The sequence below is a fragment of the Streptomyces sp. NPDC002884 genome (genome assembly GCF_040295245.1).
GTDB lineage: Bacteria > Actinomycetota > Actinomycetes > Streptomycetales > Streptomycetaceae > Streptomyces.
The window spans coordinates 337,436-363,126 of sequence record NZ_JBEOVB010000001.1 but is presented as its reverse complement, the minus strand read 5'-3'; the positions used below and the strand labels follow the sequence as shown (position 1 = coordinate 363,126).

At 71.4% G+C, this 25,691-nt stretch carries 20 protein-coding genes, 1 other RNA gene and 1 pseudogene; 9 read left to right on the top strand and 13 right to left on the bottom strand.

Annotated elements, in window-relative coordinates; all coding sequences use genetic code 11:
- Positions 1 to 27: 27 nt before the first annotated feature.
- The gene (locus ABT070_RS01615; protein ID WP_351753118.1) at positions 28 to 1,500 is read left to right on the top strand and encodes a bifunctional RNase H/acid phosphatase; all 1,473 of its coding nucleotides are present in this window, start codon (positions 28 to 30) and stop codon (positions 1,498 to 1,500) included.
- Here ABT070_RS01615 and eda read toward each other — a convergent pair.
- Together eda and yaaA are read right to left on the bottom strand one after the other, a co-directional pair.
- Positions 1,472 to 2,134, bottom strand: a complete 663-nt coding sequence (eda, locus tag ABT070_RS01610; protein ID WP_351753115.1) for a bifunctional 4-hydroxy-2-oxoglutarate aldolase/2-dehydro-3-deoxy-phosphogluconate aldolase — start codon at positions 2,132 to 2,134, stop codon at positions 1,472 to 1,474. The genes ABT070_RS01615 and eda overlap by 29 nt on opposite strands.
- A gap of 75 nt (positions 2,135 to 2,209) precedes the next feature.
- Positions 2,210 to 3,001, bottom strand: coding sequence for a peroxide stress protein YaaA (gene yaaA / locus ABT070_RS01605; RefSeq protein ID WP_351753112.1), 792 nt, complete (start codon positions 2,999 to 3,001; stop codon positions 2,210 to 2,212).
- 471 nt (positions 3,002 to 3,472) lie between these two features.
- On the opposite strand from yaaA, the gene ABT070_RS01600 reads away from it, so the two are divergent.
- The 4 genes and pseudogenes from ABT070_RS01600 to ABT070_RS01585 all read left to right on the top strand — a co-directional run bounded on the left by ABT070_RS01600 (position 3,473) and on the right by ABT070_RS01585 (position 6,085).
- Positions 3,473 to 4,294, top strand: a complete 822-nt coding sequence (locus ABT070_RS01600; protein WP_351753109.1) for a helix-turn-helix domain-containing protein — start codon at positions 3,473 to 3,475, stop codon at positions 4,292 to 4,294.
- Positions 4,295 to 4,319: 25 nt separating this feature from the next.
- Positions 4,320 to 5,099 (top strand): annotated as a pseudogene (locus ABT070_RS01595) (DMT family transporter); the annotation flags it as partial.
- Positions 5,100 to 5,214: 115 nt separating this feature from the next.
- Positions 5,215 to 5,618, top strand: an RNA gene (gene rnpB / locus ABT070_RS01590) — RNase P RNA component class A.
- Between the two features lie 329 nt (positions 5,619 to 5,947).
- A complete protein-coding gene (locus tag ABT070_RS01585) occupies positions 5,948 to 6,085 on the top strand; it encodes a hypothetical protein (protein ID WP_351753106.1) in 138 nt (45 codons plus the stop codon).
- A gap of 45 nt (positions 6,086 to 6,130) precedes the next feature.
- Here ABT070_RS01585 and ABT070_RS01580 read toward each other — a convergent pair whose 3' ends face one another.
- The gene (locus tag ABT070_RS01580; RefSeq protein ID WP_351753103.1) at positions 6,131 to 8,197 is read right to left on the bottom strand and encodes a DUF2075 domain-containing protein; all 2,067 of its coding nucleotides are present in this window, start codon (positions 8,195 to 8,197) and stop codon (positions 6,131 to 6,133) included.
- A 289-nt stretch (positions 8,198 to 8,486) separates the two neighbouring features.
- Positions 8,487 to 10,379, bottom strand: a complete 1,893-nt coding sequence (locus ABT070_RS01575) for a DNA/RNA helicase domain-containing protein (protein ID WP_351753101.1) — start codon at positions 10,377 to 10,379, stop codon at positions 8,487 to 8,489.
- Positions 10,380 to 10,554: 175 nt separating this feature from the next.
- Here ABT070_RS01575 and ABT070_RS01570 point away from each other — a divergent pair, with 175 nt between their 5' ends.
- Positions 10,555 to 10,680, top strand: a complete 126-nt coding sequence (locus ABT070_RS01570) for a hypothetical protein (protein ID WP_351753098.1) — start codon at positions 10,555 to 10,557, stop codon at positions 10,678 to 10,680.
- A gap of 85 nt (positions 10,681 to 10,765) precedes the next feature.
- Here the strand turns inward: ABT070_RS01570 and ABT070_RS01565 are convergent, their stop codons facing one another.
- From ABT070_RS01565 to ABT070_RS01545, 5 genes are all read right to left on the bottom strand, one after another.
- Positions 10,766 to 13,051, bottom strand: a complete 2,286-nt coding sequence (locus ABT070_RS01565) for a bifunctional serine/threonine-protein kinase/ABC transporter substrate-binding protein (RefSeq protein ID WP_351753095.1) — start codon at positions 13,049 to 13,051, stop codon at positions 10,766 to 10,768.
- A complete protein-coding gene (locus ABT070_RS01560; protein WP_351753092.1) occupies positions 13,051 to 15,396 on the bottom strand; it encodes a bifunctional serine/threonine-protein kinase/ABC transporter substrate-binding protein in 2,346 nt (781 codons plus the stop codon). The genes ABT070_RS01565 and ABT070_RS01560 overlap by 1 nt, the downstream gene beginning before the upstream one ends.
- Positions 15,396 to 16,244 (bottom strand): hypothetical protein, encoded by an 849-nt coding sequence (locus tag ABT070_RS01555; RefSeq protein ID WP_351753090.1) that lies wholly within the window; start codon positions 16,242 to 16,244, stop codon positions 15,396 to 15,398. The genes ABT070_RS01560 and ABT070_RS01555 overlap by 1 nt, the downstream gene beginning before the upstream one ends.
- Before the next feature lie 100 nt (positions 16,245 to 16,344).
- Positions 16,345 to 16,767: a MazG-like family protein gene (locus tag ABT070_RS01550; protein WP_351753087.1), complete on the bottom strand. Its 423-nt coding sequence runs from the start codon at positions 16,765 to 16,767 to the stop codon at positions 16,345 to 16,347.
- Between the two features lie 48 nt (positions 16,768 to 16,815).
- Positions 16,816 to 17,361, bottom strand: a complete 546-nt coding sequence (locus ABT070_RS01545) for a DoxX family membrane protein (protein ID WP_351753085.1) — start codon at positions 17,359 to 17,361, stop codon at positions 16,816 to 16,818.
- 298 nt (positions 17,362 to 17,659) lie between these two features.
- Here ABT070_RS01545 and ABT070_RS01540 point away from each other — a divergent pair, with 298 nt between their 5' ends.
- The gene (locus ABT070_RS01540; RefSeq protein WP_351753082.1) at positions 17,660 to 17,986 is read left to right on the top strand and encodes a nuclear transport factor 2 family protein; all 327 of its coding nucleotides are present in this window, start codon (positions 17,660 to 17,662) and stop codon (positions 17,984 to 17,986) included.
- A gap of 99 nt (positions 17,987 to 18,085) precedes the next feature.
- Here the strand turns inward: ABT070_RS01540 and ABT070_RS01535 are convergent, their stop codons facing one another.
- Both ABT070_RS01535 and ABT070_RS01530 read right to left on the bottom strand, forming a co-directional pair.
- A complete protein-coding gene (locus ABT070_RS01535) occupies positions 18,086 to 18,778 on the bottom strand; it encodes an ABC transporter ATP-binding protein (protein WP_351753080.1) in 693 nt (230 codons plus the stop codon).
- A gap of 59 nt (positions 18,779 to 18,837) precedes the next feature.
- Positions 18,838 to 20,319, bottom strand: coding sequence for an ABC transporter permease (locus tag ABT070_RS01530; RefSeq protein WP_351753077.1), 1,482 nt, complete (start codon positions 20,317 to 20,319; stop codon positions 18,838 to 18,840).
- Positions 20,320 to 20,542: 223 nt separating this feature from the next.
- On the opposite strand from ABT070_RS01530, the gene ABT070_RS01525 reads away from it, so the two are divergent.
- Positions 20,543 to 21,733, top strand: coding sequence for a D-alanyl-D-alanine carboxypeptidase family protein (locus ABT070_RS01525; protein WP_351753075.1), 1,191 nt, complete (start codon positions 20,543 to 20,545; stop codon positions 21,731 to 21,733).
- A gap of 353 nt (positions 21,734 to 22,086) precedes the next feature.
- Here ABT070_RS01525 and ABT070_RS01520 read toward each other — a convergent pair whose 3' ends face one another.
- Positions 22,087 to 22,857 (bottom strand): SDR family oxidoreductase, encoded by a 771-nt coding sequence (locus tag ABT070_RS01520; protein WP_351753072.1) that lies wholly within the window; start codon positions 22,855 to 22,857, stop codon positions 22,087 to 22,089.
- Between the two features lie 158 nt (positions 22,858 to 23,015).
- On the opposite strand from ABT070_RS01520, the gene ABT070_RS01515 reads away from it, so the two are divergent.
- Positions 23,016 to 24,656, top strand: coding sequence for an alkaline phosphatase D family protein (locus ABT070_RS01515; protein WP_351753069.1), 1,641 nt, complete (start codon positions 23,016 to 23,018; stop codon positions 24,654 to 24,656).
- Between the two features lie 21 nt (positions 24,657 to 24,677).
- Here the strand turns inward: ABT070_RS01515 and ABT070_RS01510 are convergent, their stop codons facing one another.
- On the bottom strand, positions 24,678 to 25,664 hold the full coding sequence (locus tag ABT070_RS01510) for a small ribosomal subunit Rsm22 family protein (RefSeq protein ID WP_351753066.1): 987 nt from the start codon (positions 25,662 to 25,664) through the stop codon (positions 24,678 to 24,680).
- Positions 25,665 to 25,691: the final 27 nt, after the last annotated feature.

Sequence of the window (25,691 nt, the reverse complement as noted above, 5' to 3'; positions counted from 1 at the left end):
AGTCGGAGTCGATAAGGGGCTTACGTCGTGCGGGAGTTCATCGTCGAGGCCGACGGCGGGTCGCGGGGCAACCCGGGGCCCGCGGGCTACGGCAGCGTGGTGATCGACGCGGCGACGGGGGAGACGCTCGTCGAGCGCGCCGAGTACATCGGCGTCGCCACGAACAACGTGGCCGAGTACCGGGGGCTGGTGGCCGGCCTGTACGCCGCCCGCGAGCTCGACCCGTCGGCCGCCGTGCGGGTGCGCATGGACTCCAAGCTGGTCGTCGAGCAGATGTCGGGCCGCTGGAAGATCAAGCACCCCGACATGAAGCCGCTGGCCGCCGAGGCGGCCCGGATCCTCCCGTCCGGACAGGTCACCTACGAGTGGATGCCGCGCGAGCGGAACAAGCACGCCGACCGCCTGGCGAACGAGGCGATGGACGCGGGCAAGCGGGGCGAGCAGTGGGACGCCGGCGCGTCACGGGCCGGGTTCGGCGCCCGTGTCCCCGCGACCCCGGCCGTACCCGAGCCCTCCGGCCCGCCCGGCGACGCCACGGCAGGCGCGGCGAAGGCCCGCAAGGCCCTGGCCCGGTCCCGTCCGACCACCGACCCGGCCGCGGGCACCGCCCGTGAGAAGGCTCCGATCGCGGACACCGCGAAGGAGCAGGCGACGAAGACCGACGCCGATCTCCGCGCCGCCCACACGATCGCCACCCCGGCTCCGGCTGCTGCTGCGGCTACGGATACGGCTCCGGATGCGGATGCTGCTCCGGACGAGGATGCCGCTTCCGCCGCTCCCGTCGCCCCCGTAGCGCCTGTCCCCACCGCCGGCTCCGCCGCCGTAACGCCCGCGGTCGCCCCCTCCGTCGGCTGGGGGGCGGCGCCGGATCTCGGGGCGCCCGCCACCTTCGTGCTGTTGCGGCACGGCGAGACGCCGCTGACTCCGCAGAAGCGGTTCTCCGGCAGCGGCGGCACCGACCCCTCGCTCTCGGACGTCGGCCGGGAGCAGGCCGAGCGGGTCGCCGCCGCTCTCGCCCGGCGCGGGACCATCCAGCACATCCTCGCCTCCCCGCTCGCCCGCACCCGCGAGACGGCAGGAGCCGTGGCCGCCCGCCTCGGCCTGGAGGTCACCGTCGAGGACGGACTGATCGAGACCGACTTCGGCGCCTGGGAGGGGCTGACCTTCGGCGAGGTCCGCGAGCGTCACCCCGACGACCTGAACGCCTGGCTGGCCGACCCGGAGGCCGAGCCGACCGGCGGCGGCGAGAGCTTCGCGGCGACCGCCACCCGGATCGCGGCCACCCGGGACAGGCTGGCCGCGGCGTACGCGGGCCGCACGGTCCTGCTGGTCACCCACGTGACCCCGATCAAGACGTTCGTACGGCTCGCCCTGGGCGCCCCGCCCGAGTCGCTGTTCCGCATGGAGCTGTCGGCGGCCTCGCTGTCCGCGGTGGCCTACTTCGCGGACGGCAACGCCAGCGTCCGGCTGTTCAACGACACGTCCCATCTGCGGCCCTGAGCCGCGAGGCGGTCCGCGCGAGCTCCTCGATCCGCTGCCAGTCCCGGGCCGCGACCGCGTCCGCCGGGACCATCCAACTCCCGCCCACGCAGCCGACATTGGGCAGGGAGAGGTACTCCGGCGCGTTGTCCGGGCCGATCCCGCCGGTCGGGCAGAACCGGGCCTGGGGGAGGGGTCCGGCCAGTGACCTGAGGTAGGCCGTGCCGCCTGCGGCCTGTGCCGGGAAGAACTTCATCTCCCGCACCCCGCGCTCCAGCAGCGCCACGACCTCCGATGTGGTCGACACCCCGGGCAGGAAGGGCATTCCGGACGCCCGCATCGCCGTCAGCAGGGCGTCCGTCCAGCCGGGACTCACCAGGAACCGTGCTCCGGCCTCTCCGCACGCCGTCACCTGCTCCGGCGTGATCACGGTCCCGGCCCCGACGACCGCCTCCGGGACGGACCCGGAGATCTCCCGGATCGCGTCGAGCGCGGCCGGCGTCCGCAGGGTCACCTCGATCGCGGGCAGCCCGCCCGCCACCAGTGCCCGCGCCAGCGGAACGGCGTCCGCCGCGTCCTCGACGACCAGCACGGGCACGACCGGAGCCAGATCCAGTACCGAGGCAGCCGAAGGGGAGGGCAGGGGTGAGGTCATGCGCCTCATCCTGCCCCCGGTATGCAGTGTGCGCAAAGGGCATTGCGCATGCTGCAACGGCGTTGAAGTGGTGCCTCAGTGCACCTCGTCCACCAGCACGTCCAGGGTCCAGGCGGCCGCCCCGGCCTTCGCCTTCGCCGGCGCCTGCTCCTCCACCACGTAACCGAGGTCCCGCAACGCCTCCACCAGCTCGGCGGGCCCCGCGGGGGCGATCCCGGCCGCCAGCAGACTCCGTACGATCCGCCCCTTCGTCGCCTTGTTGAAGTGGCTGACGACCTTCCGGGTCGGCGCGTGCAACACCCGCACGCTCGCCGTCCGCCCCGCGACCTCACCCTTCGGCTTCCAGGGCGCCGCGTACGCCGCCGACCGCAGGTCCAGCACCAGCCCGTTCCCGGCCGCCTCGGGCAGCACGGACGCCATCGGAGCACGCCAGTACGTGCCCAGCGCCCCCAGCCCGGGCAGCTTCACGCCCATCGAGCAGCGGTACGACGGGATCCGGTCCGTCATCCGGACGGCGCCCCACAGCCCCGAGAAGACGAGCAGCGACCTGGCCGCGCGCCTCTTGGCGGCCGCGTCGAGCGAGGCCAGGTCGAGAGCGTCGTACAGGACGCCCGTGTAGATCTCCCCCGCGGGCCGGGCGCCCGCCGTGCGCAGCGCCGTGTTCTTCGCGACCTCGCCGCGCAGCCCCTCGCTCAGCCCGAGCACCTCGCGCGCCTTGTCCTCGTCGGCCGCGCACAGCTCGACCAGCTCGTCCAGGACGGCCTCGCGGGCGGCGCCGAGCCCCGGCAGGGAGAGCGTCTCCGGCTTGAGCGGGGTGCCACGCCCAAAGGACGCCTTGCCTTCGGAGGGCGGCAGCAGGACAAGCACGGGAAATCTCCTTCAATAGAGCTCTGCTGCGACAGCGTACGACGTGCCACGAGACGCCCCCGCCGAGGTCCGCACCTACCCGCTCCCTGCCTTCCCACCGGGCCTATCGGTTGGGCCTCCGCTGGACCTCCGCCGGACCTCCGCTGGGCCGTCCGCTCGCCGGTCAGCTCGCCCGGCACCCACCCGGCGGCACGAACCGGGGCTTGAGGGCGTCGCACCGCGGGGGCACGAACCGGGGCTTGAAGGCGTTGCACCGCGGCGGCATGAACCGGGGCCTGGGGGCGTCGCACCGCGGGGGCGTGACCGGGGCCTGAAGGCGTTGCACGGCGGCGGCATGAACCGGGGCGTGAGGGCGTTGCGCCGCGGGGGCATGGCCGGGGCCTGAAGGCGTTGCACCGCGGCGGCATGAACCGGGGCCTGGGGGCGTTGCACCCGTGGAAGCACGAACGGGGGTCACATGGGGGTGCCGGGTTGAGCCGTGAACAAGCACTGTGGACCAGAGCCCGGCTGGGGCGCTGCGGTCCGCCGCTCGACCTCCTCACCGCACGCTTCGACCGGCACGTCTACGCCCCGCACGCCCACGAGGAGTTCACCGTCGGCGTCTGCGTGGGCGGGTCGGAGATCATCGCCTACCGCGGCGGGCACATCCGTACCGGCCCCGGCTCCATCGTCGTCCTGGCACCCGGCGAGACGCACACCGGCGGCCCCGGCAACGACACCGACGGCTACGCCTACCGCGCCCTGTACGCGGGCCCCGCCCTCCTCGCCGAGGGCACCCTCGGCGGTGTGCCGCACTTCCGCGAGCCCCTCATCGACGACCCCGAACTCGCCACCGCGCTGCGCCGGGCCCACACCGAACTGGCCGCCTGCCCCGACCCCCTGGAAGCCGAGTCACGCTTCCCGTGGCTGCTGACGGCCCTGGCCCGGCGCCACTCCACGGCCAGCCCGGTGTGCGACACGATCCTGGGCGCCGAGCAGCTCACCGACACCGTCCGCACCCGCCTCGCCGACGAACTCCTCGCCCCACCCTCCCTGGCCGACCTCGCCGCCGACCTGGGCCTGTCCCGCTACCAGCTCCTGCGCGCCTTCCGTACGACGACCGGGATGCCGCCGTACGCCTGGCTGGCCCAGTACCGGGTGGCCCGGGCCCGAGGCCTGCTGGAGTCCGGGCTGCGTCCCGCGGAGGTCGCCGGCCTCGTCGGCTTCGCGGACCAGGCCCATCTCACCCGCTGGTTCCGCCGCGTGCTGGGCGTGACGCCGGCGGCGTACCGCAACAGCGTTCAAGACACCTGACCGGGGCCCGGCCGACACTCCCCGTATGACTGCACGCGGCTGGTTCCTGTTCTCCCTGATGGGAGTGGTGTGGGGCATCCCCTACCTGATGATCAAAGTGGCGGTGGAGGACCTCTCCCCGTCCATGGTCGTGTTCACCCGATGTGCGCTGGGCGCGGCCCTCCTGCTTCCCTTCGCGCTGCGGCAACGGGGCCTGACCCGGACGGTACGGGCGCACTGGAAGCCCATGCTGGCCTTCGCGGTCATCGAGATCATCGGCCCCTGGTTCACCCTCACCGACGCGGAACGCCACCTGTCGAGCTCCACGGCGGGACTGCTGATCGCGGGCGTGCCGATCGTCGGAGTGACCCTGTCCCGTTTCTTCGGCGACACGGAGGCGCTGGGCGTACGGCGCATCGCGGGCCTGACGCTGGGCCTGGCCGGGGTCGGTGTCCTCACCGTCCCGCACCTCACGGGCGGCGACGCCCGCTCCCTGGCCGAGGTCCTGCTGACGGTCCTCGGCTACGCGACGGCCCCCCTGATAGCCGCCCGCCACCTCAAGGACGTCCCGTCCCTCCACCTCACGGCCCCCTGTCTGGCCCTGGCCGCCCTGGTCTACGCGCCGGCCGCGGCCGTGACATGGCCCGCGGAGACGCCCGCCCCGTCCGTGCTGGCAGCGCTCGCGGGCCTGGGCGTCATCTGCACCGCGGTCGCCTTCGTCGCCTTCATGGAGCTGATCAAGGAGGCGGGGCCCACCCGCGCCACCGTCATCACCTACGTCAACCCGGCCGTCGCGGTGGCGGCGGGCGCCCTGTTCCTCGACGAACCCCTGACGGCGACGGTCGTGGCCGCCTTCACCCTGATCCTGGCGGGCTCGGTCCTCGCCACGGCCTCGGGACCGAAGAGCGACGCACGCCCGGTAGCATGGTCGACACGGCAGACGAGCCGGGCGGACGGCCGCGTGGAGTCCCTCACGGGACTTCCCGAGGAACGTCCGGGCTCCACAGGGCAAGGTGATGGCTAACGGCCACCCGGGGTGACCCGCGGGACAGTGCCACAGAAAACAGACCGCCGGGGATTTCGGTCCCCGGTAAGGGTGAAACGGTGGTGTAAGAGACCACCAGTGCCCAGGGCGACCTGGGCAGCTAGGTAAACCCCACCTGGAGCAAGGTCAAAAGGAGCGCCGTGAAAAGCGCTCTGCGCGGACGTTCGAGGGCTGCCCGCCCGAGTCCGCGGGTAGACCGCACGAGGCCGGCGGCAACGCCGGCCCTAGATGGATGGCCGTCTCCCCGGCCGCCGCGAGGCAACCGGGCGACAGAACCCGGCGTACAGCCCGACTCGTCTGCCGGCTGGGGTTCTGGCCTACGAGTTCGGACTGTGCCGGCCTCCGGCAGGTCGCGCAGGCCACACTCGCCGCGCCTAGCTGGGACCGTGTTCGGGAACGCCCCTACCTCGCCGCTGGGCTACAAGCTTCTGCGGGATCAACGGAGTTCGGCTACGGTTGCTGCGCGCCGTGTCTCTTCTTCGGAAGGTGCGGTCGGAACTGCACAGGCTCGGCAGTGGAGCGCATCCCCTGTGGACGCCACTTCGGTGGTGTGGACCGCCCGGTAGGGCAGGACCCGTTCTACCGCCTTGGCGGGGGGCTACCTCGCGGCTTTGCAGAAGGGCTGTTGCATGAGCATCGCCTCCGACAAGAACGCACAGACGCAGCGCGCGTGGTACCGCGAGTTCGCGCTCCGTATCGCCGCCGGCCTCGCGGCCAAGGCGCTGTGGAGTGTTGTGCAGACGGCGGCACGGGTCTGCGGTTTGTAGCCGCAGGGTGGTGGGGTCCTCGGACCCCACCACCGAACCTGATATTCAGCCCAGAGATTCGAAACTGAGCTGCTGATCCTGCGGGTCGGCCTTCGGGCGCTTCCTTTTCCTGTGCTTGCGCTTCGGCACCGGCGGAAGCCGGACTCCGCGTGCTTCAGGTGGCAGGCTCTGCCACGTGGGGCGCAGGCCGTCGTCCTCGACAGGGCCGACCATCCTCTTCAGGTACGCCTGAGTCTCGGCGTCCGTCGAATACAGCACCGTCGCGCGGCTGGCCCGGGTCATCAACACGTGATAGGCGTTGCGTACGCATTCGTCGAACCGCTCGTTGTTCCTGGACCGGATGCTCTCGTCCGCCGAACCCGGCGTCCGCACCCGCCATACCCCTCGTTCCTTGTCGCGGGTCAATGCCGCGCGCCGGTACTCCCAGTGGTCCTCGCGCCAGACCATGTCGTCACCCAGGATCACGCCGCACCAGTCCCACTCCAGTCCCTGCGCGCTGTACACGCACCCGATCTGGCCGACGCCCTCGCGTCGTACCCCCCAGAGCTTGGCGGGCGGGGCGTCGTTCGCGCCGGCCCTGTCTCCCTTGACGTTCCACGGGCGATGCCAGTCCCCGATGCGCACGTCCGATTCCAGCGTCCCGTCCTTTCGCAGCGGAGTCCACGGCCAGCAGAAACCCGCGACCATACGGGCGCTCGCTCCGGCCTCGTTCTCCTCCAGAACGATCCGCTCCAGTTCCTCCGGGCTGTCCGCCACCTCGACGTGCATGAGGCCGTCGGGTATCCAGCTGTCCGGCTCGCGATCGGAGATACCGAGAAGATCGTGGACCCAGTCGCGATAGCGGTCGCTGCCTCCGCAGCGGAACTGCTTGTGGAGCTCGTACATCCTGGGCGTGATGTGACGATTCTCCGCGGCTTCCCGGATCAGGTCCGCCGTCCCCACCTCGTTGGGACGTACGACTTGGCTTCCGTCCAGCAGGAAGACAGTCACGCGGGCGGCGTCGAGGAGGTCATCCACCTGAGGTTGTTTTCCCCACCGTTCTTCCGGCAGGTAGCGGGACGTCGAGCGCGCGCGCAGGCGGTGCGCTTCGTCGCAGATAAGCAGATCCAACGGCGGCTGCGGTGGAGTGATGAAGCTGCTGAAGAAGGTGAACCTGTCCTGGAACTCTCCGTCGCCGTAGCCCACGTGCTTCTTCATCGCAGCGTCGAACGCACGGGAGCCGCTGGCGTACTTGACGTTTCCTCCTGCGGCCGAGAAGCGCTGGAGCAATTCCAGGCCGATCGCGCTCTTGCCGCTCCCGGCCCCTCCCTCCACGATGAAGACGGCACGTTCTTCGTCCACTGGAAGACGCTCGACGGCCAGATGGATGTCTCGGAAGACTCGGCGTTGCTCGCCTCGCAGGGTGAACACGGTGTCTTCGCCTCGCGACGACACCATCGCGGTGAGCAGTGGTGTGGTCCGGATGGCCAGCCGCTGCAGAACCCTCTCCGCCGCAGAAGCACTCCCGTTCTCCGCGAAGCGTTCTCGCAGCTCGTCGAGGAGATTGGCGCGTGTGTCAGCCGTGATGGTCAGCGCGTGCGGTCCCGTGGAGGTGCGGGCGGAGAACAAGGGGGCCACATCGGAATCGTGGGCGTTGTGCAGGTAGGAGAGGCCTGCGTATTCGATCTGCATACCCTTGAGCGGGCCCTCGTCACCGGTGAAGAAGTCATAGGTGGCTCGGAGTTGGTCGCTGGGGTGTGGCTTGGGTTTTGCATAGCCGGGCACGTCGACTCTGTCGGGCCTCTTGGCGCTGTGCGAGACCGAACTCCACCGTTTGAGTTCCACGAGCAGGACCGATTCCCGATCCGTTTCCGGGTGCCGTCCCACCAGCACGACATCCACCGGTGCGTCAGCACCCTCGGGCTCGCATTCCACGAGCATCCGTACATCGCCACGGTTCGCACTCACCAGGTCGGTGGCGAGTTGTATGAGGCTTTCCTTCCAGGCCGCTTTCTCCCCGTCGCTGACTTCCCTCTTTTTGAAAGACAGCCAGCGCGCGGCAAGATGGGACAGCAGCAGGCGCCGCTGATCAAGTCTGAGAAGGTCCACCGCAGGAAGCTGCAGCAGGAGCACGAGGAGATCCCCCCTGGGCACGAAAGGCTCGTGCGGGTGGGGGCATGTCCTGAGGGAAGCCCGTCGGGCCGCATCCGACAACTGATCACTCTACGGTCACATCGCTGAGCGGCGCTCGTACTCCGGCGGCCCGGTGGGGCGGTCCAGCACCCCATCCGTCGGAGGACGAGCAATCTTCATCGCGTCCTTAAGGGCTTCCGCTCCGCTCCGGCTCGTGCTTCCTCCGGCTCACCGACCGGTTCGACCAGATGCACGGTTACAAGCCTGACCGCGTTGCGCGCACGCGGCACTACACAAGTGCCGGCATCTCGGCCCGAGATGCCGGATGAATGAGCGACCGCAGCTTCTCGCGGGTCTCCGCGTCCGTCGAGTAGAGGATCGTTCCGACCATTCCCCGCGTCAGCAGCACCTTGTACGTGTTGCGGACGAGCCGGTCGACATCGCTGTCCGGCGTGGCCTTGGTGAAAGACGGGTCCTTCGAGGCCGAGCGGTTCACGATCCAGCGATCCGTTCGCCAGACCAGGTCGGGGCCGATGATCACGCCTGACCAGTCGTACTCGAAGCCTTGCGCCGTGTAGACGCAGCCGACCTGGCCGAAGCCGTCCGGTTCGGTGGCCCAGAGGGGTGCGGGCGGGGCGCCGAGCACGGATCGGTCGCCGTACACGTTCCAGGGGCGGGACCATTGGCCGATGACGACGTCAGTGGGGAGTGTCTCCATGTCGGGGGTGATCTTGGTGGTCCATTTCCAGCAGTAGCCGGCCGACATGCGGGCGTCGTAGCCCGTCTCCTGGCGCGCTACGAGGAAATCCTCCATCTCCTGAGGGGTCTCGGCGGTCAGTAGTTGCAGCTTGCCGTCGGGCTCCCATTGGCTGGGAGTGCCGCCGTCAAGGCCGAGCAGGCCGATGACCCACTTCTCGTACGCGTCGCTGCCTCCGCACCGGAACTGGCCGTCCAGTTCCACCACCGTGCAGTCCAGGCCCTGTGCGGCGGCGGCCCGTTCGATCTCTTGCCTGTTCCCCATCTCGCCGGGCCGCACCACCTGGTGCTGATCGAGCAGGAACACGGGAACCCGGGCTGCGTCGATCAGTTCGGCCACCTGGGCTCGTCCGGTACGCAATGCCGCCTTGGTGTAGCGGTTGGCGGAGGTCTTCCGCAGCCTGTGGGCTTCGTCGCAGATCAGTACGTCGAGGTCGTTGGGCTCGGCGTCCATGAAGCTGTTGAAGTACTTGAACAGCTGCTGCACTTCACGTTTCTTGTGGCCTGCGACCTTGCGCATCGTCTTGGTGAACGACTGCGACCCGGTAGCGTGCAGAGCGGATACCCCGCGGCGGTACAGCTCGCCCAGGACCGAGAGCGCGATCACGCTCTTGCCGGACCCAGGACCGCCCGTCACCACGATCACCTGCTTGTGGTTGCCCCGCTTGGCCTTGCGGACGGCGGACATCACCTTCTCGTACGCGACCCGCTGCTCGGCGATGAGCACGAACTGCTCGCGGTCGCGGATCTCGGCTGCCGCAACGGACATCAGCTGCTTCGACGGCCGTACCTTGGCGCCGAGCAATACGTCGGCCAGCTGCGCGCCGGGCTTCGAGGCGAGTCGTGAGCGCAGGAAGTCCAGGAACGCGCCGCGTTGTTCCCCGGTGTACATCCGACCGTACTGGTTCTCCTCGACCGTCCTCAGCCCCGCGATCTGAGTCTCGGTCGCGTTGTGCAGGAATGCCACGCCGGCCAGCGAGTTGGGCATTCGCTCCAACGCCCCGTTGAACGACAGCAGATACTCGCAGTAGCCCCGCACCTGCTCGATCGGATTGAGTACGGGCTGTGTGTACGCGTCGATGCGGCACAGCAGGGGCTCGTCCTCCTCCGGGTAGGCGGTGCTCCACTGTTTGAGTTCCACGACGACGTACGACGGCTCGCCCGTGGTCGGGTGCACGCCGGCGAGTACGGCGTCCGCGCGCTTGCTGGTGAGGGGCAGGCTGTACTCGAGGAGGACTTCCACGTCGTCGAGCCCGGCCTCGATCAACGCGTTGATGAGCGCCGGGAGACTGCGTTCCCAGGACCGAATCTCCGCCGGTCCGGGCTTCCGGCCGTGCTGGTGACGGAAGTTCTCGGTCAGATGCAGCGCCAGCGACCCTTCGAGGATGCGGACGGCCACGGACGCCGCGGACTCACGGAACAGCAAGAAAATGCCCCCAGGCAGCACGAAAAGACTCGTGCGGGTGGGGGCATGTCCTTCGATGTCCGCCACGCAGACGGATCAGGAAGCCCGTCGGGCCGCTGAGATGGTGCTCGCCATCCTAGGTGAGCGTGCCGATCACGTGGAGGGGACGGGGGAGAGTTCGGACAGGACACGAGACATGCTGCTGGCCGAGCAGGCACTCGCCGGGCTGAGGCTGCGCGGACAGCAGGTGCGGGCTGCCGTCATCGTGTTCGTCGATGAGGCCCGCCGCCGCCACCTCCCAGCGGCTGCGCCCTCGGCATGACGGACATCATCGCCGCCACCAACGTGGCGGTGACCGCTACCGCAAGTTCCGCCGAGCAGGGTGCGGGAGCGGTCCCGGCGTCCCCTCAGGAAACCGCCTTCTCCTGGTACTGCCCCAGGTACCGGAACGCCCCGTTCGTCGCTCGGAACACGAACATCGCGTCGTGGTTGTAGCCGTAGCCCTGTTCGTACTTGACGGTCCGGGTGATGCCGGGGTGTGTGATCTCGGGCATCCGGCGGGTGATCGCGCCCCGTTCCGTCAGTGCCGCGCCGTCCTTGGTGCATGCCTCGGCCAGGAACATGACGGCGTCGTAGGCCTCTGCCGCGTACCAGCCGGGGGCGGTGCCGTACCGGGCGCGGTAGGCCTTGGTGAAGGCGCGGGCCGACGGGCGGACCGTCGGGTCGGTGAAGGCGGTGGCGAAGACCCAGTCGGTCGCGGCGGCGCCGGCCGTCTTGAGGAAGAGTGGGTCGAAGGCGCGTTCCGTCGCCATGCGGGTGCCGGTGAACCGGGCGGTCCGCAGGGCCGAGGCGAGCCCGGCTGCCCGGGCCGCGTCGCCGCTGAAGAGGACCGCGTCCGCGCGGGCTGACATCACCTCGGCGACGAGTGACGCGTAGTCGATCTTCCCGGCGGCGACATGGGTCACCGTGACGTCGCGGTCGTCCTGCCGCAGCGCCCGCTCGGTCTGCTCGCACAGATTCCAGGCGAAGTCGCCCTGCGCCCGGTCGTCCACCAGGAACGCCCTGCGGGCGTCGACGTGGTTGCTGAGGTAGCCGGCGCAGGGGGCGGCGAGGTACCCGTCCGCGACGCGCAGCGCCGCATGCGAGTGGAAGGTGCTCATGTCGACCGTCGAAGTCTGGGTGTCGGTTCCCACCGAGACGGACACGACGGGCATCACCGCCTTGGTGTACGTGGCCTCGGACGTGACGAAGCAGGCGTCGGTGGTCGGTCCCAGCACGGCGAGCACGTCGGCGTCCTTCGCCAGCCGGGTGGCCAGCTCGGCGGCCCGCTTCGGGTCGCCGCCGTCGTCGTTCGTGCGCAGCTCGAGCCGGAAAGGGCGGGCACCCTTGGCGTTGATCTGTTCGACGGCCAGGCGGGCCCCGTTGAGCTGGGCGTTTCCGAGCTTCTTGTGGGCCCCGGTCAGATCGCCGTGGAATGCCACGACCAGGTCGGGGCGCGGGCCGCCGGTCCCGGACGGCCCCGGTTCCGAACGGGTGGTCCACCACCAGGCCCCGCCACCGCCCGCCGCCAGGACTCCCGCCGTCGAACCGAGGCGCAGGAAGCCGCGGCGGCCGAGGGCGCGGGTGGGCAGCGGGGTGGCCGTGACGGACGTCATCGTCGCGGCCTCCGGTGACACCGTGCCGTTCGTGCCGGCCCTGTCGTTCGTACCTGCCGTACCCGCCCTGCCTGCCGTACCCGCCCTGCCGGCCGTACTCGCCGTACCCGCCGGCGTGGACACCTGGGTGGGTTCGATCGTGCCGAGGGTGAGTACGGCTGCGGACCGGTCGTTGATCAGTCGGGTGACTTGCGCCGGCAGCCAGTCCGACCGCCCGGCGGAACCGGTCTCTGCGCCTTCCCCGAGCTCCTCGCGGAGTCGTGCGAGGCTCGGACGACCGGGTGGATCCTTGTGCAGGCAGGCTCTGAGGACGGGGGCCAGAGCGTCGGGGAGCGCCGCCGGGTCCGGTTCCTCGTAGACCGTGCGCAGCAGCATGCCGGCCGCCCCGCCGCCGCCGAACGGCCGGACGCCGGTCGCGGCGAACGCGAGCACGCACCCCAGCGAGAACACATCGCTGGGCGGGCCGATCTCGCTGCCCCGTGCCCGCGCCTGTTCGGGCGACAGGAAGCCGGGCGAGCCGACGATCACGCCGCTGGAGGTCAGCGCCGTGGCCTCCGGCGCGCGGGCGATACCGAAGTCGATGAGCCGTGGCCCGTCCGGGGCCAGCAGGACGTTCCCCGGCTTCACGTCGCGGTGCACGAGACCGGCCTCGTGCACCGCCTCGAGCGCCTCGGCGAGCCGCAGGCCCAGCACCTGCACGGAGGCGAGCGACAGCGGCCCGAAGGCGTCCACCGTCTCGGCGAGCGAGGGTCCCGGTACGTACGAGGTCGCCAGCCACGGTGTCTCCGCGTCGGCGTCCGCGTCCAGCAGCGGGACCACCCACGGGCTGCGCACCTGCCGGGCGGCCTCGATCTCGCGGCGGAAACGGGTCCGGAAACCGCTCTCGTCGGCGTACGAGGACCGGACCGTTTTCACCGCGGCGATCGCCCCGCCCGGCGCGCGGGCCAGGAACACCACGCCCATGCCGCCGGCGCCCAGCCGCCGCAGCAGACGGTAGCGGCCGATCCGGGACGGGTCGCCGGTGCGCAGCGGCTCCATCAGACGGTGATCGGCGCGGGGCCGCCGTACACGAAGTCGCCCTTCTCCACCCGCCAGAGGAAGCCGCCGGTGCCGTCGATGACCATCATGCCGGTCGCCTGGAAGGCGAACGCCTTCGTGATGCCCTGGTACTTCCCCTTGCGTACGGCCTCGAGCAGGTTCTTGCGGGTGCGGCTCTTGGACGGCAGTTCCGACAGGGCCTTCAGCAGCATCCCGGTCACGTCGTAGGCCTCCGCCGCGTACCGGGGCGGCGCCTCGTCGAAGCGCTCGCGGTAGGCGGCGGCGAACTTCTTCGCCTCGGGCTTGATGGTGGCGTCGATGACCGAAGCCACCATCACCCAGCCCTCGGCCGCCTCTTGGGCCTCCGTCAGGAACCGCGTGTCGAGCAGCGCCGGGCCGGACACCCGCGCACCCTGGAAGGCGCGCTCGCGCAACGTCGCGGCGATCGACGCCCCCCGGTCGGGCAGACCGGCGAAGAAGACGGAGTCGGCGCCGGCGGAGAGCACCGTGTCCACCGCGCCGCCGAAGTCGCGGCGCATCGAGCTGACCACTTCGGGCACGGACGGTTGTCCGACGCTGTTGAGCGTGTTGCTGAGGGAACTGCTCAGATCCGTCCCGTAGTTTCCGGCCGGGCGGTCGACGACGATGCCGACCTTGCGCGAACGCGCGGTGCCCCGCAGGTAGTTGCTGACGTAGTAGGACAGCACCGCGTCCGGCAGTCGTGCCTGCAGGTACGAGCGGAAGCCCTGGATGGACAGGGCGGTCGTGCCGGGGGACACGGCGACGACCGGCAACAGCCCCGCGTCGTATTTCGCGAGCGACGCCTGCCCGGTGGCGTCGGTGGTCGGGCCGACCACGGCGAGGACCGCCGGGTCGTCCGTGAGCTCCGCGGCGAGCCGGGCCGAGGCCGCCGGATCGCCCCCGTCGTCGACGGCCCTGACCTTGACGGTGAACGGCGCGTCAGCTCGCGCGTTGAACTCCGCTACGGCCAGCCGCAGTCCGCGTTCCTGGGCCCTGCCCGCCTCCCGCTGCGGGCCGCTGAGGTCGCCGTGCAGTGCGAAGGTGTGCACCGGGCGGCGCGAGGACGCCGTGGCGGCAGGGCTGTCGCCGCCCGAGCCGCTGTCCCGTGCGGCAGCCCACCAGGCCCCGCCCCCGCCCGCCGCCAGTGCCACGGCCCCGCCGGCGAGCAGCAGGAAGCGGCGTCGGCCGGCCGGCCGGGTGTCCTGTGGCTCCGGTGATCCGGATGTCTCACGCGTGTCCGGCTCGGCGGGCCGTGACGTCTCGCCCGTGCCCCGCTCCGGTGACCCGGAGGCCTCGTGTGTGTCGGGCTCAGGTGATCCGGGACCGGACGGCGCGTCGGACGGCGCCAGCGTGTGCTCGATGTCCGGCAGTGCGAGCGCGGCCGCCGAGCGTTCGGCGATCAGCCGGGTGACCGGCTCGGGCAGCCAATCGGATGCCTCGTCGTCCCGTACCTCGTCGTCCCGTACTGCGGCGTCCTGTACCTCGTCGTCCGCTGCCCCGTTGCCCGGCGTGGCTCGGGCGGCCGTCAGTTCCCGCGTCAGTTCGCCGGCGTCCGGCCGCCGGGCCGGATCCTTCTCCAGGCAGCGGCCCAGCACCTCGAGGAGTCCCGCCGGCACCCCGTCGAGGTCCGCCGGGTCGTGCACGGCCCGGTACAGCAGGGCGTCGACCGCTCCGCTGCCGAACGGCGCCCGCCCGGTCGCCGCGAACGCCAGGACGCACCCGAGGGAGAACACGTCGCTCGCCGGACCGACCCCGTCCCCGCCACGCCCCTCGGCCTGCTCGGGCGACAGATAGCCGGGTGTGCCGACCACCATCCCGGTCGCCGTGAGCGTCCTGTCCTCCGGCGCCCGGGCAATGCCGAAGTCGATGAGCCGCGGCCCGTCATGGGCGATCAGCACATTGCCCGGCTTCAGGTCCCGGTGCACCAGACCGGCCCGGTGCACCTCGCCCAGTGCCTCGGCCAGCCGGGCGCCGAGCAGCCGCAGCCCGCGTTCCGTGAGGGGCCCGTACGCGGCCACCGCCTCACCCAGCGACGGGCCGGGTACGAACGCCGTCGCCAGCCACGGCGCCTCGGCGTCCGGGTCGGCGTCCACCAGCGGTACCGCCCAGGGGCTGTCGACCCGCCGGGCGACCTCGACCTCGCGGCGGAACCGCTCCTTGAAGCCCGGCTCATCGGCGTACTCGGCGAGCAGGACCTTCAGCGCCACCAGGGCGCCGCCCGGCGTACGTGCCAGGTACACCACGCCCATGCCCCCGGCGCCCAGCCGGCCGAGCAGTCGATGATCCGCGATACGCGAGGGATCGGACGAACGCAACGGCTCCATCAGCTGTCTCCCCCGAGCTCGAACTGCACGCTGTTGATCATCGAGACGTTGGCGTTCGACGCGAACCTGTTCAACTCGTTGTTCGAGTAACCCTCGCCGCCCATCACCGACACCGCCAGGGTCACCGTGCCGAGCCGGGTGACATACCAGCGGTAGACCTGCTTGCTGTTCCCGCTGAGATACGAACCCATTTCGACGACCTGGTCGTCGGCGTAGTTGTTGCTGCCCTGGCCGTACGGAGTGGCGGTCGACATGAGTTCGGTGATCCGCTCATCGGTACGGACCTGCTGCTCCCGACAGCGCAGCGGCTCCTCCAGCGTGGTGGCCAGCCGCTCGTCGGCGTCACGCACCGTGGCGTGCACGGTGACGGCCGCCGACACCTTGAGCTCGCCCTTGCCCGCGGTGGCGGGGATCCTGCTGTAGCGGGACAGGGAGGCCAGAACACTCCCCGGCAGCGGCTGCCGCTCCCACCGGCACTGCTCGTCGAGCACGGCAACGGTGCCCGGGGTGCTCGCGGCCGGCTGCTGGGCCCGGAAGTCCGGGCCCCACCCCGCCGGTCGCAGCGCGACCGTCTCTGCCAGCACCTCGGCCTGCCGCCGCGTCTTGGGTACCTGGGCGGGGTCCGCCACGAACGGTGTCAGCGTCGACGCGCCACCACCCGACGGTGATGCCGAGGAGGCACCGGACGCGGTCCCGGCCGCCGACCCCGAGGGGGTCGAAGGGCTCGGCTCGGCCGCTTTGCCGTCGTCCCCGGACCCGCAGCCGCCGAGTATGAGCGCGGCTCCGGCCATCGCCGCCGTCACCCGCCACGGCCAAACCGTCCTGCGTTCAACGGCGTTGTCGTGCATCCCCGCCCCCTCCGCTCACGAGCCCCCGCTCGCGTGCGGTGATCGTACAGAGGGACGTGAGGAGTAGGCGGACGTTCTGCGAACAAGGGGACAGAGCAAGTCAGTCGGTGTCTGTCCCGTCCTCGCCGCCAGTGCGTCCCGACGCTCCGACCGACCGCTCCGCCACCCGCGCCAGATGCCCCGAGAACACGCCCTCCGCCTCCGGCGTGAGAGTGCGCAGTGCCACCAGTGCCGTGATGGCCACGTCGCACAGCTCGCCCTGCACGTCCTCCCACGTGTGGGTGACGCCCTTGCGGGGGTTCTGGCCGGTCGCGCCGATGACCGCTTGCGCGACCTCGCCGACCTCCTCCGACAGCTTCAGCACGCGCAGCAGCAGGCCCTCGCGGCCGCCGTGCGCGGCGTCGGCGTCCAGCCAGCTCCACAGGGCGTCGACGGTGGCCCAGAGATCGGTGGGAGCGGCAGGGCCGACCGATGCGGTGGGTTCCGTGGACGGGAGCTTCGAAGGGCGCGGCTGAGTGTTCATCAGCGAAGCCTGCCAGGTCGGACCCGGCATCCGGCAGCTCCCCGGAGCTCACTCCTCGAACAGCGCCTCCTGCTCGCCCTGCTCCTGCCTGCGCAGCCGCTTGTTCCGCATGCCGATGATCACCGCCGTGACCGCCGCCGTCGCGCCGAGCGCCGCCGGGACCATCCAGCCGCGGTCGACCGTGTGGCCGAGGGCGTGGTCGAGGGAGAGGCGGCCCGGGCCGGTGACGGCGAGGCCCGCGGCGGCCAGGCCCAGGGAGGCCGCGTGCTCGTAGCCGCCGCTCATCGCGAAGAAGCCGTTGGGGACGTGCACCGCGGACGCGCCCGCCATCGCGCCGGCCGCCGCCGCGCCCGCCGCCGGGGTGGCGAGGCCCAGCGCCAGCAGCGTGCCGCCGCCGGCCTCCGCCAGGCCCGCCGCCGTCGCACTGGCCTTGCCGGGGGCGTAGCCGACGGACTCCATGAACTGGCCGGTGCCCTCCAGGCCGTGTCCGCCGAACCAGCCGAACAGCTTCTGCGCGCCGTGGGCCGCCAGCACCCCGCCGGTGCCGAGCCGGAGCAGCAGCAGTCCCAGATCACGACGGTCGTAGCAGGTCACGGTGACTCCCTGAGCAGAGAACGGCGGACACATGAGAACAGGACAGGAGTGGAGCAGGAACAGAGCAGGAGCAGGAGCAGGAGCAGAAACAGGAGCAGGAACAGAGCCGGAGCCGGAGCCGGAGCCCGAGCAGGAACAGGAACAGGAACAGGAACAGAACCCGAGCACGAACAGAGCCGGAGCCCGAGCCCGAGCAGCCTCCTCCGCGTTTCCACCGTCGCACCCCTCACACCCGTCCGGCCCGTCCTGGGCGCCGTTCGGGTGGCGGGGCCCGGGCGGCGGTGTGAGGGTGACCCATATGGCGATCCAGATCGACAGACTCAGCGACCCGGCCGTGCGGGCCTTCGTCGCCGCCGTCAACGCCCATGACGAGGAGACCTTCCGCAGCCTGCTCACCCCCGACGCGACCATGGCGGACGACGGCTCCGACCGGGACCTCGCCCAGTGGATCGACCGGGAGATCTTCTCCTCCCACGGCCACATGGACGTCACCAAGGAGTCGGCCGGCGGGCGCGCCCTCATCGCCGACTACCGCAACGACACCTGGGGCGAGATGCGCACCAGGTGGAGCTTCGTCGTCGAGGACGACGGCCGGATCTCCCGTTTCGAGACCGGCCAGGCCTAAGGCCTCCGGTGAACCGCGAGGGGCCGTCCACCGCCGGGCAGGCGGTCAACGGCCCCTCGTGTCGGTGGAGTTCACCTGTGGGAGTTCACCTGTGGGAGTTCACCAGGAGCGGGCGGTCGCCTGTTCCGTCAGGGTGAGCTGACCCGCCTTGATGGTGGCCAGGCGCGGGGCCCGGCGGGCGATCGACGAGTCGTGGGTGACCATGATGAACGTCAGCCCGTACTCGTGCCAGAGTCCTTCGAGGACCTCCATGATCTCGTCGCGCATGCCTTCGTCGAGGTTGCCGGTGGGCTCGTCGGCGAGCAGCACCTTCGGCTTCTTGACCAGCGCGCGGGCGATCGCGACGCGCTGCTGCTGGCCGCCGGAGAGCTCCGCCGGGGCGTGTGTGAGGCGCTCGCCCAGGCCGACCGAGCGCAGGGCCTCCGCCGCCCGCTCGCGCCGCTCCGCGGGCTTCACCCCGAGCGGGACGAGCGCCGTCTCGACGTTCTCCTGCGCGGTCAGCGTCGGGATGAGGTTGAACGACTGGAAGATGATGCCGATCTTCTCGGCGCGCAGCCGGGTCAGCTTCGCCTCGCTGATGCGCGCGAGGTCGACGCCGTCCAGCTCGACGCTGCCCTCGGTCGGCCGGTCGAGGCCGCCGATCATCTGGAGCAGCGTCGACTTGCCGCCGCCCGTGGGGCCCTGGATGACGAGCTGGTCGCCTTCCGCGATCGTGAGGTCGATGCCGCGCAGCGCCTCGACCGTCTCCTTGCCGCGCGTGTAGCGCTTGGTGACGCCGGTGAGGTTGTACATGGGATCTCCGGGTTCTCCGTGTTCTCCGTGAGGGATGTGACGACTGGTCGGGACGCGGGTCAGGAGACGCTGCGCAGGGCGTCCGCCGGGCGCATCCGGGAGGCGCGCCAGCCGCCCATCGCGCCGGCGATCAGACCGCCGGCGACCGCCAGGCCCACCGCGAGCGCGATCGTGGTGACGGAGACGGGGGCCGAGAGGGCGATCTCCATCGTGTTCGACGCGGACTGCTGACCGGGACCGCCGCCGCCGGGGCCGCCGCCCATGCCGCCACCGCCGCCGCCGGTGCTGCCGAGCTCGGCGGTCAGCTTCGGGCTGATCGCGGTCACCGTGTAGGCGGCCGCCAGGCCCAGGCCGATGCCGAGGGCGCCGCCGAGGAGGCCGTTGACCATGGACTCGCCGACGACCTGCCGGGTCACCCGGCGGCTCGGCCAGCCGAGCGCCTTCAGGGTGCCGAACTCGCGCACCCGGCGGGACACGGCCGAGGAGGTGAGCAGCGCGGCCACCAGGAACGCGGCGACGAGGACGGCGATCGACAGCCACTTGCCGACGCTGGTCGCCAGGTTGGAGGCGGTGGAGAGGGAACCGGAGACGGTCTCCGCGAGGTCGGCGGAGGTCGTCACGGTGGTGCCGGAGATGTTCTTCTGGATCGTCGCCTTGACGGTGTCGATCTGCTGGGAGTCGGTCGCCTTGACGTAGATCGTGGTGACCTGGCTCGCCGCGTCGCCGAGGGTCTGCGCCTGCTTCAGCGGCAGGTAGACGTCCGTGGTGGAGTCGCTGCTGTCGGGGGTGGCGATGCCGATGATCTTGTACTTGGTGCTGGAGATCGTCAGTGTCGAACCGACCTTGTACGAGTTCTCCTTGGCGTACGACTTGCTGACGACGGCGACCTTGGCGTTGCTCTGCGCCGCCGTGAACGTCACGCCCGAGGAGATCTTCGAGCTCGCCAGCGGGCCGAGGTCCTGGTTCGTGACGTCGACACCGGCCACGGCGTACGAGTTGACGTCGAAGGAGGCGCCGCCGCCCTGTACCTGCGGGGCCGCGGTGGACCCGCCGCCGCTGCCGCCGCCGGGGCCGCCGCCCTGGCCGCTGTTGCCGCTGGTTCCGCTGGAGCTCTGCGCCTTGCCCTGGGTGAAGGAGCCGTCGACCTTGGTGACGTTCAGGGTGAGCGCGCCGACCGCGGCCGCCACGCCCTTCTGGTCCGCGACCTGCGTGACGAGCGCGGCCTTCAGGACCTGACCGCCCTGCGTCGACACCCGGTCCGAGCTCTGCTCCGAGTCGTCGTCGTCCTCGCCCTTGGCGTCGAACTCGAATCTGGGGCCGCCGGAACTGTTGGCCGTGGGCGCCGTACGGGCCTTGGTGACGGTCATGTCGGTGCCGAGGCCGTACAGCGACTGCAGGACCTTGTCCTGAGCCTGTGTCATGCCGGCCGACACCGAGTTGACGGTGATGACCAGCGCGATTCCGAGCGCCAGACCCAGTGCGATGACCAGGGCGGCCTTCTTGCGCCGGCCCAGTTCACGCTTGAGATAGATGCCAAACATCCCGTTCCCTAAGGTTCTTGGCGCCCGCTGTGGGCGCGGCCACAACCTAGGGAGAAACCTTTGAGTCATCCTGAGTAAAGGATGTGTAAGAACTGAGAATGCGGGCGGTCGGATCAGAATTCCTTGAGACAGCTGATTCCTAGGCTGTGGAGGGGCTTTTCCCAGGTGGCAGCGGTTGGATGGGGATTTCCATTTTCCCCGAATCCCCTTGTACGGTCCCGCAGTGCACGCATTCTCGCGCCCCTCCCCGCGCCTGTCCCGGCGCTCCCTGCTGGCCCTCGCGGCCACCGCGCCACTGACCGCCGCGCCGCTCGCCGCGACACCGGCCGCGGCCGCGTCCGACGTGGTGGTCGGCGGTGCGCGGCTCGTCGCCGACGGCGTCCAGGTGAACGGGGGCGGCGCCCTGCCGGGGAAGCTCACCGCCCGGGCCTGGCTGCTCGCCGACCAGGACAGCGGCGAGGTGCTCGCCTCCTACCGCGCGCATCTGCGGGTCGCGCCCGCCTCCACGCTGAAGATGCTGTTCGCGGACACCCTGCTCGACAGGTTCGAGCGCACCGAGCGCCGTCTGGTGACCGACGCGGACCTGGCCGGCATCCCGTCCGGCTCCAGCCTGGTCGGCGTCGAGGCCGGGGTCACCTACACCGTCGAGCAGTTGTGGCAGGGCGTGTTCCTGCGCTCCGGCAACGACGCCGTGCAGGTGCTCGCCCGGATGAACGGCGGGGTCGCGAAGACGGTCGCCGAGATGCAGGCGAGAGCGGTCGACCTCCAGGCGCTGGACACCCGTGTGGTCAGCCCCGACGGCTACGACCACAAGGGTCAGCTGTCCTCCGCGTACGACCTCGCCCTCTTCGCCCGGCACGGTCTGCGCGACGCCGACTTCCGCGCCTACTGCGGCACCAGGACCGCCCGGTTCCCGGCCGGGGGCGGGAAGACCCACCGGATCGAGAACACCGACCGGCTGCTGTCGGGCACGTACGGGGTGACGCCGTACCCGGGCCTGATCGGTGTGAAGAACGGCTTCACCAGCAACGCGGGCAACACCTTCACCGGCGCCGCGACCCGCGCGGGGCGCACCCTCGTCGTGACCGTGCTGCATCCCGAGAGCGGTCACAACGCCGTCTACGAGGAGACGGCCGCGCTGCTCGACTGGGGCTTCGCGCAAGGGAGTTCGGCGCGGGCGGTGGGGACGCTGGTCGAGGCGTTGAGCGAGGGCGGGACCAGGGCGAGCGGGCCGTCCGCGGGGAAGGCGGCGCCGCATGCCGGGGCCGAGGCCTCGTCGGCGGGATCCGGCGGCGGTCCGGACGGCTGGGGCGTGCTCGGCGGGGCCGCGGGCGCGGTGGGGCTGCTGGCGGGCGGGGCGTACGCGCTGCGCCGGCGTCGGCGGCGTTCGGGCGAGGTGCCGCCCGCGAGTTGATGGTGCGGCAGCCGTCCCACGGCTCCGGTGCGTACCTCGCGGTCCCAGCGAGGTCCACCCCCACCCGGTGCCATGGGACGGCTGCCCCTCCCCCTCGGTGTGGCTTGCGGTCGTCCGGTGCGGAACTGTCGTGCCTCAAGTGTGAAGTTCTCGTGGAGAAGAGTTGAGCATAAGTCCGCCACCGGCCGCAATGGTGCGGACGGAGAAACTCCGCTTGTGCAGGTTGAGGAGTTGACGACCTGTGGGCGGCCGGTGCGCCGCCCACGGCCGGCCCTCGGTGTGCCCGCGACCGGCCGTCGGTGTGCCCGCGACCGGCCGTCGGTGTGCCCGCGCTCGGCCCTCGGCGTGTGCCCTCAGCCCCGGCCCACGTACGGCATCGCCGTCGCCAGTACCGTCGCGAACTGCACGTTCGCCTCCAGCGGCAGCTCCGCCATGTGCCGCACCGTGCGCGCCACGTCGGCGACGTCCATCACCGGTTCCGGCGCGGTCTCCCCGTTCGCCTGCAGCGCGCCCGTCCGCATCCGTGCCGTCATGTCGGTGGCCGCGTTGCCGATGTCGATCTGGCCGACCGCGATGCCGTACGCCCGGCCGTCCAGCGAAAGGGACTTCGTCAGGCCGGTGAGGGCGTGCTTGGTCGCCGTGTAGGGCGCCGACAGCGGGCGGGGCGTGTGCGCCGAGACGGACCCGTTGTTGATGATCCGGCCGCCCCGGGGATCCTGCTCCTTCATCTGCCGGTACGCCCCCTGCGCGCACAGGAACGCCCCGTTGAGGTTGGTGTCCACCACGTGCCGCCAGGCGTCGTAGGGGAGTTCCTCGAACGGCACGCCGCCCGGCCCGAAGGTGCCCGCGTTGTTGAACAGCAGGTCCAGCCGCCCGAAGCGGTCGCGCACGGCGTCGAAGAGGGCGGTCACCTCCTCCGGGCGTGAGACGTCCGTCCGCACGGCGAGACCCGTGCCCTCGGGCGCCAGCGCGGCCGTCGCCTCCAGGGTCTCGGCGCGCCGTCCGGCCAGGGCCACCGACCAGCCCGCGCGCAGCAGTTCCACGGACACCGCGCGTCCGATCCCGGAACCGGCGCCGGTGACGATCGCGATCTTCGTTCGTCCGGCAGTGAGGTTCGCATCCATGGCCCCGCAGCGTACGTGAGCCCCGCTCCTCGGATCCGGCATGCGGAACGCGCCCGTCCGACATCCGACTGTTGTGTACGCGCCAACCCGATGACGCCCGCGAGCCGTCTCCGGCCACTCCAATGCCTCGTGTCGCCATTCTTCTGGGGAGGACCGGAATGACACCCGCAGCCCGCCAGTCCCAGCACACCCCCGAACTCCGCGCCACCGCCCGCCACTTGGGGCGCCGCCGCTTCCTCACCGGCACCGCGGCCGCCGCCGCGCTCGCCTTCACGGTGAACCTGCCGGCCGCCGGCACCGCGGCCGCCTCCGAACTCGACCCGGCACGGCTCACCGACGACCCCTTCACCCTCGGCGTCGCCTCCGGCGACCCGCTGCCCGGTTCCGTCCTCCTCTGGACCCGCCTCGCGCCCACCCCGTACCAGGCGGACGGCGGACTGCCCGCCGAGCGGATCACCGTGCACTGGGAACTGGCCCGCGACGAGACCTTCCGCCGGCCCCTCAGGCGCGGCACCGCCCTCGCGCACCCGGAGTTCGGCCACAGCGTGCACGTCCAGGTCGACGGTCTCGAGAACGACCGCGTGTACTACTACCGCTTCAAGGCGGGCACCTGGATCAGCCGCACCGGCCGCACCCGCACCGCCCCCGCCCCCGGCGCCCGGGCGGCCGCCCTCACCGTCGGCGTGGTCTCCTGCCAGCGCTACGACCAGGGCTACTTCACCGCGTACAAGCACCTCGCCGAGGACGACGTGGACCTCGTCCTGCACCTCGGCGACTACCTCTACGAGTACGCCGTCAGCGGTGTCGGCGGCGCCCGCGCCTACCCGGCCGGAACCGTGCCGGCCGTCTACGGCCACGAGATGGTGACGCTGGACGACTACCGCCTCAAGTACGCGCTGTACAAGTCCGACCCCGACCTGCTGGCCGCGCACGCCGCCCATCCGTTCGTCGTCACCTGGGACGACCACGAGACCGAGAACAACTACGCGGGCGCGGTGTCGGAGAACGACGACCCCGCCGAGGAGTTCCTCATCCGCCGGGCCGCCGCCTACCGCGCCTACTGGGAGAACCAGCCGCTGCGCCGCCCCCAGCTCCCCGACGGCCCCGACCTCAGGCTCTACCGGCGACTGCACTGGGGCCGGCTCGCCCAGTTCGACGTCCTCGACACCCGCCAGTACCGCTCCGACCAGGCGTACGGCGACGGCTGGCGGGTCCCCGGACCCGAGTCGGAGGACCCGGCCCGCACCCTCACCGGCGGCGCCCAGGAGCGGTGGCTGATCGACGGCTGGCACCGCTCGCGGGCCCTGTGGAACGTGGTCCCGCAGCAGGTCACCTTCGCCCGGCGGTACAACTCCGCCACCGCGCCCGCCCAGGTCTCCATGGACTCCTGGGACGGCTACCCGGCCTCCCGGGAGCGGATCCTGGCCGGCGCGCAGGCATCGGGTGTGGAGAACCTGATGGTCCTCACGGGTGACGTCCATGTGCACTACGGCTTCGACATCAAGAAGGACTTCGACGACCAGGCGTCGAAGACCCTCGGCACGGAGATCGTCACCTCGTCGATCTCCAGCGGCGGCAACGGCTCGGCGAAGCCCGCCAACTGGGCCGCCTTCATGGCCGCCAACCCGCACCTGAGGTTCTACAACGGCCTGCGCGGCTACGCGACCGTCTCGTTGGGCCGCGACCTCGCCCGCGCCGACTTCAAGACTGTCCCCTACGTCACCACGCAGGGCGCCCCCCTCACCACGGCCGCCTCCTTCGTGACGGAGGTCGGCGACCAGGGGCTCAAGCCCGCCTAGGACCCGCCCGGGTCACCAGGCTCACGGGGCCGGCGGCCAGGCGTCGCCCCAGTCGGCGTCCCGGGCCGCCCGGTACAGGTCGCCGTGCTTCTTCGTCACCGTCGTACGGCTCAGCCGCTCCTCGGCCTCGCACAGGTCGAGGAGCACCTGGCCCTTGCGGATCTGGGGCCGCCGGACCACCCGGGAGGCGACGGGGGAGACGGGGAAGCGGGCGGCCGCGACATAGCTGAACTTCTCGTCCTCGTAGGGCAGCGAGCCGCCCTTGACCTGCCGGTGCAGGGAGGAGCGGCTGACCCGCGCCGAGAAGTGGCACCAGTTCGTGCCGGGCACGATCGGACAGGCCGCGCTGTGCGGGCAGGGCGCGGCGATCCGGAACCCGGCGGCGATCAGCCGGTCGCGGGCCTCGATCACCCGGGCGTAGCCGTCCGGGGTGCCCGGCTCGACGATCACCACGGCCTGCGCGGCCGACGCGGCGGCGTCCACCAGCACGGCCCGGTCGGGGGCGGCCAGCTCGTTGAGGACGTAGGAGACGGTGACCAGGTCCGTGGGGTCCAGGGCGAGGGCCGTGCCGATGCGGGCGCGCTGCCAGCGGGCTTCGCGCAGCGCCGGGTTGGCGGCGGCGACCTCGCGGCCGAGGGCGAGGGCGGGCTCAGCCCAGTCGAGCACGGTCACCGGGCGCGTCCCGTCCCAGGTGGAGCTCACCGCCCAGGTCGCGGCCCCCGTGCCGCCGCCGACGTCCACGTGGCTGCCCGGCGACCACTGCGGTACGGCGTCCGCGAACGCCTCCAGCGCCGACCGCACCGCCTCGAAGGTCGCCGGCATCCGGTACGCGGCGTACGCGACCACGTCCGCCCGGTCGCGCAGGATGGGGGCGTCGGTGGGGGTGGCGCCGCGGTAGTTGGCGATGAGCCGCTCGACGGCCTGCCCGGCCTGCTTGGGCGGCAGCCCGTCGAGCAGGTCCGTCAGGGCGCCGCGGAGGGTCTCGGAAACGGATACGGAGACGTTCACCCCCGGATTTTCTCAGGTCCCGGCCAC

What these genes read in the sequence shown, in the direction of transcription:
- ABT070_RS01570 (WP_351753098.1), top strand. Translation starts at nt 10,555, where the DNA reads ATGCTGCTGGCCGAGCAGGCACTCGCCGGGCTGAGGCTGCGCGGACAG.
- ABT070_RS01565 (WP_351753095.1), bottom strand. Translation starts at nt 13,051, where the DNA reads ATGGAGCCGCTGCGCACCGGCGACCCGTCCCGGATCGGCCGCTACCGT.
- ABT070_RS01520 (WP_351753072.1), bottom strand. Translation starts at nt 22,857, where the DNA reads ATGGATGCGAACCTCACTGCCGGACGAACGAAGATCGCGATCGTCACC.
- ABT070_RS01550 (WP_351753087.1), bottom strand. Translation starts at nt 16,767, where the DNA reads ATGAACACTCAGCCGCGCCCTTCGAAGCTCCCGTCCACGGAACCCACC.
- ABT070_RS01585 (WP_351753106.1), top strand. Translation starts at nt 5,948, where the DNA reads ATGAGCATCGCCTCCGACAAGAACGCACAGACGCAGCGCGCGTGGTAC.
- ABT070_RS01555 (WP_351753090.1), bottom strand. Translation starts at nt 16,244, where the DNA reads ATGCACGACAACGCCGTTGAACGCAGGACGGTTTGGCCGTGGCGGGTG.
- ABT070_RS01560 (WP_351753092.1), bottom strand. Translation starts at nt 15,396, where the DNA reads ATGGAGCCGTTGCGTTCGTCCGATCCCTCGCGTATCGCGGATCATCGA.
- ABT070_RS01535 (WP_351753080.1), bottom strand. Translation starts at nt 18,778, where the DNA reads ATGTACAACCTCACCGGCGTCACCAAGCGCTACACGCGCGGCAAGGAG.
- ABT070_RS01530 (WP_351753077.1), bottom strand. Translation starts at nt 20,319, where the DNA reads ATGTTTGGCATCTATCTCAAGCGTGAACTGGGCCGGCGCAAGAAGGCC.
- ABT070_RS01540 (WP_351753082.1), top strand. Translation starts at nt 17,660, where the DNA reads ATGGCGATCCAGATCGACAGACTCAGCGACCCGGCCGTGCGGGCCTTC.
- eda (WP_351753115.1), bottom strand. Translation starts at nt 2,134, where the DNA reads ATGACCTCACCCCTGCCCTCCCCTTCGGCTGCCTCGGTACTGGATCTG.
- ABT070_RS01515 (WP_351753069.1), top strand. Translation starts at nt 23,016, where the DNA reads ATGACACCCGCAGCCCGCCAGTCCCAGCACACCCCCGAACTCCGCGCC.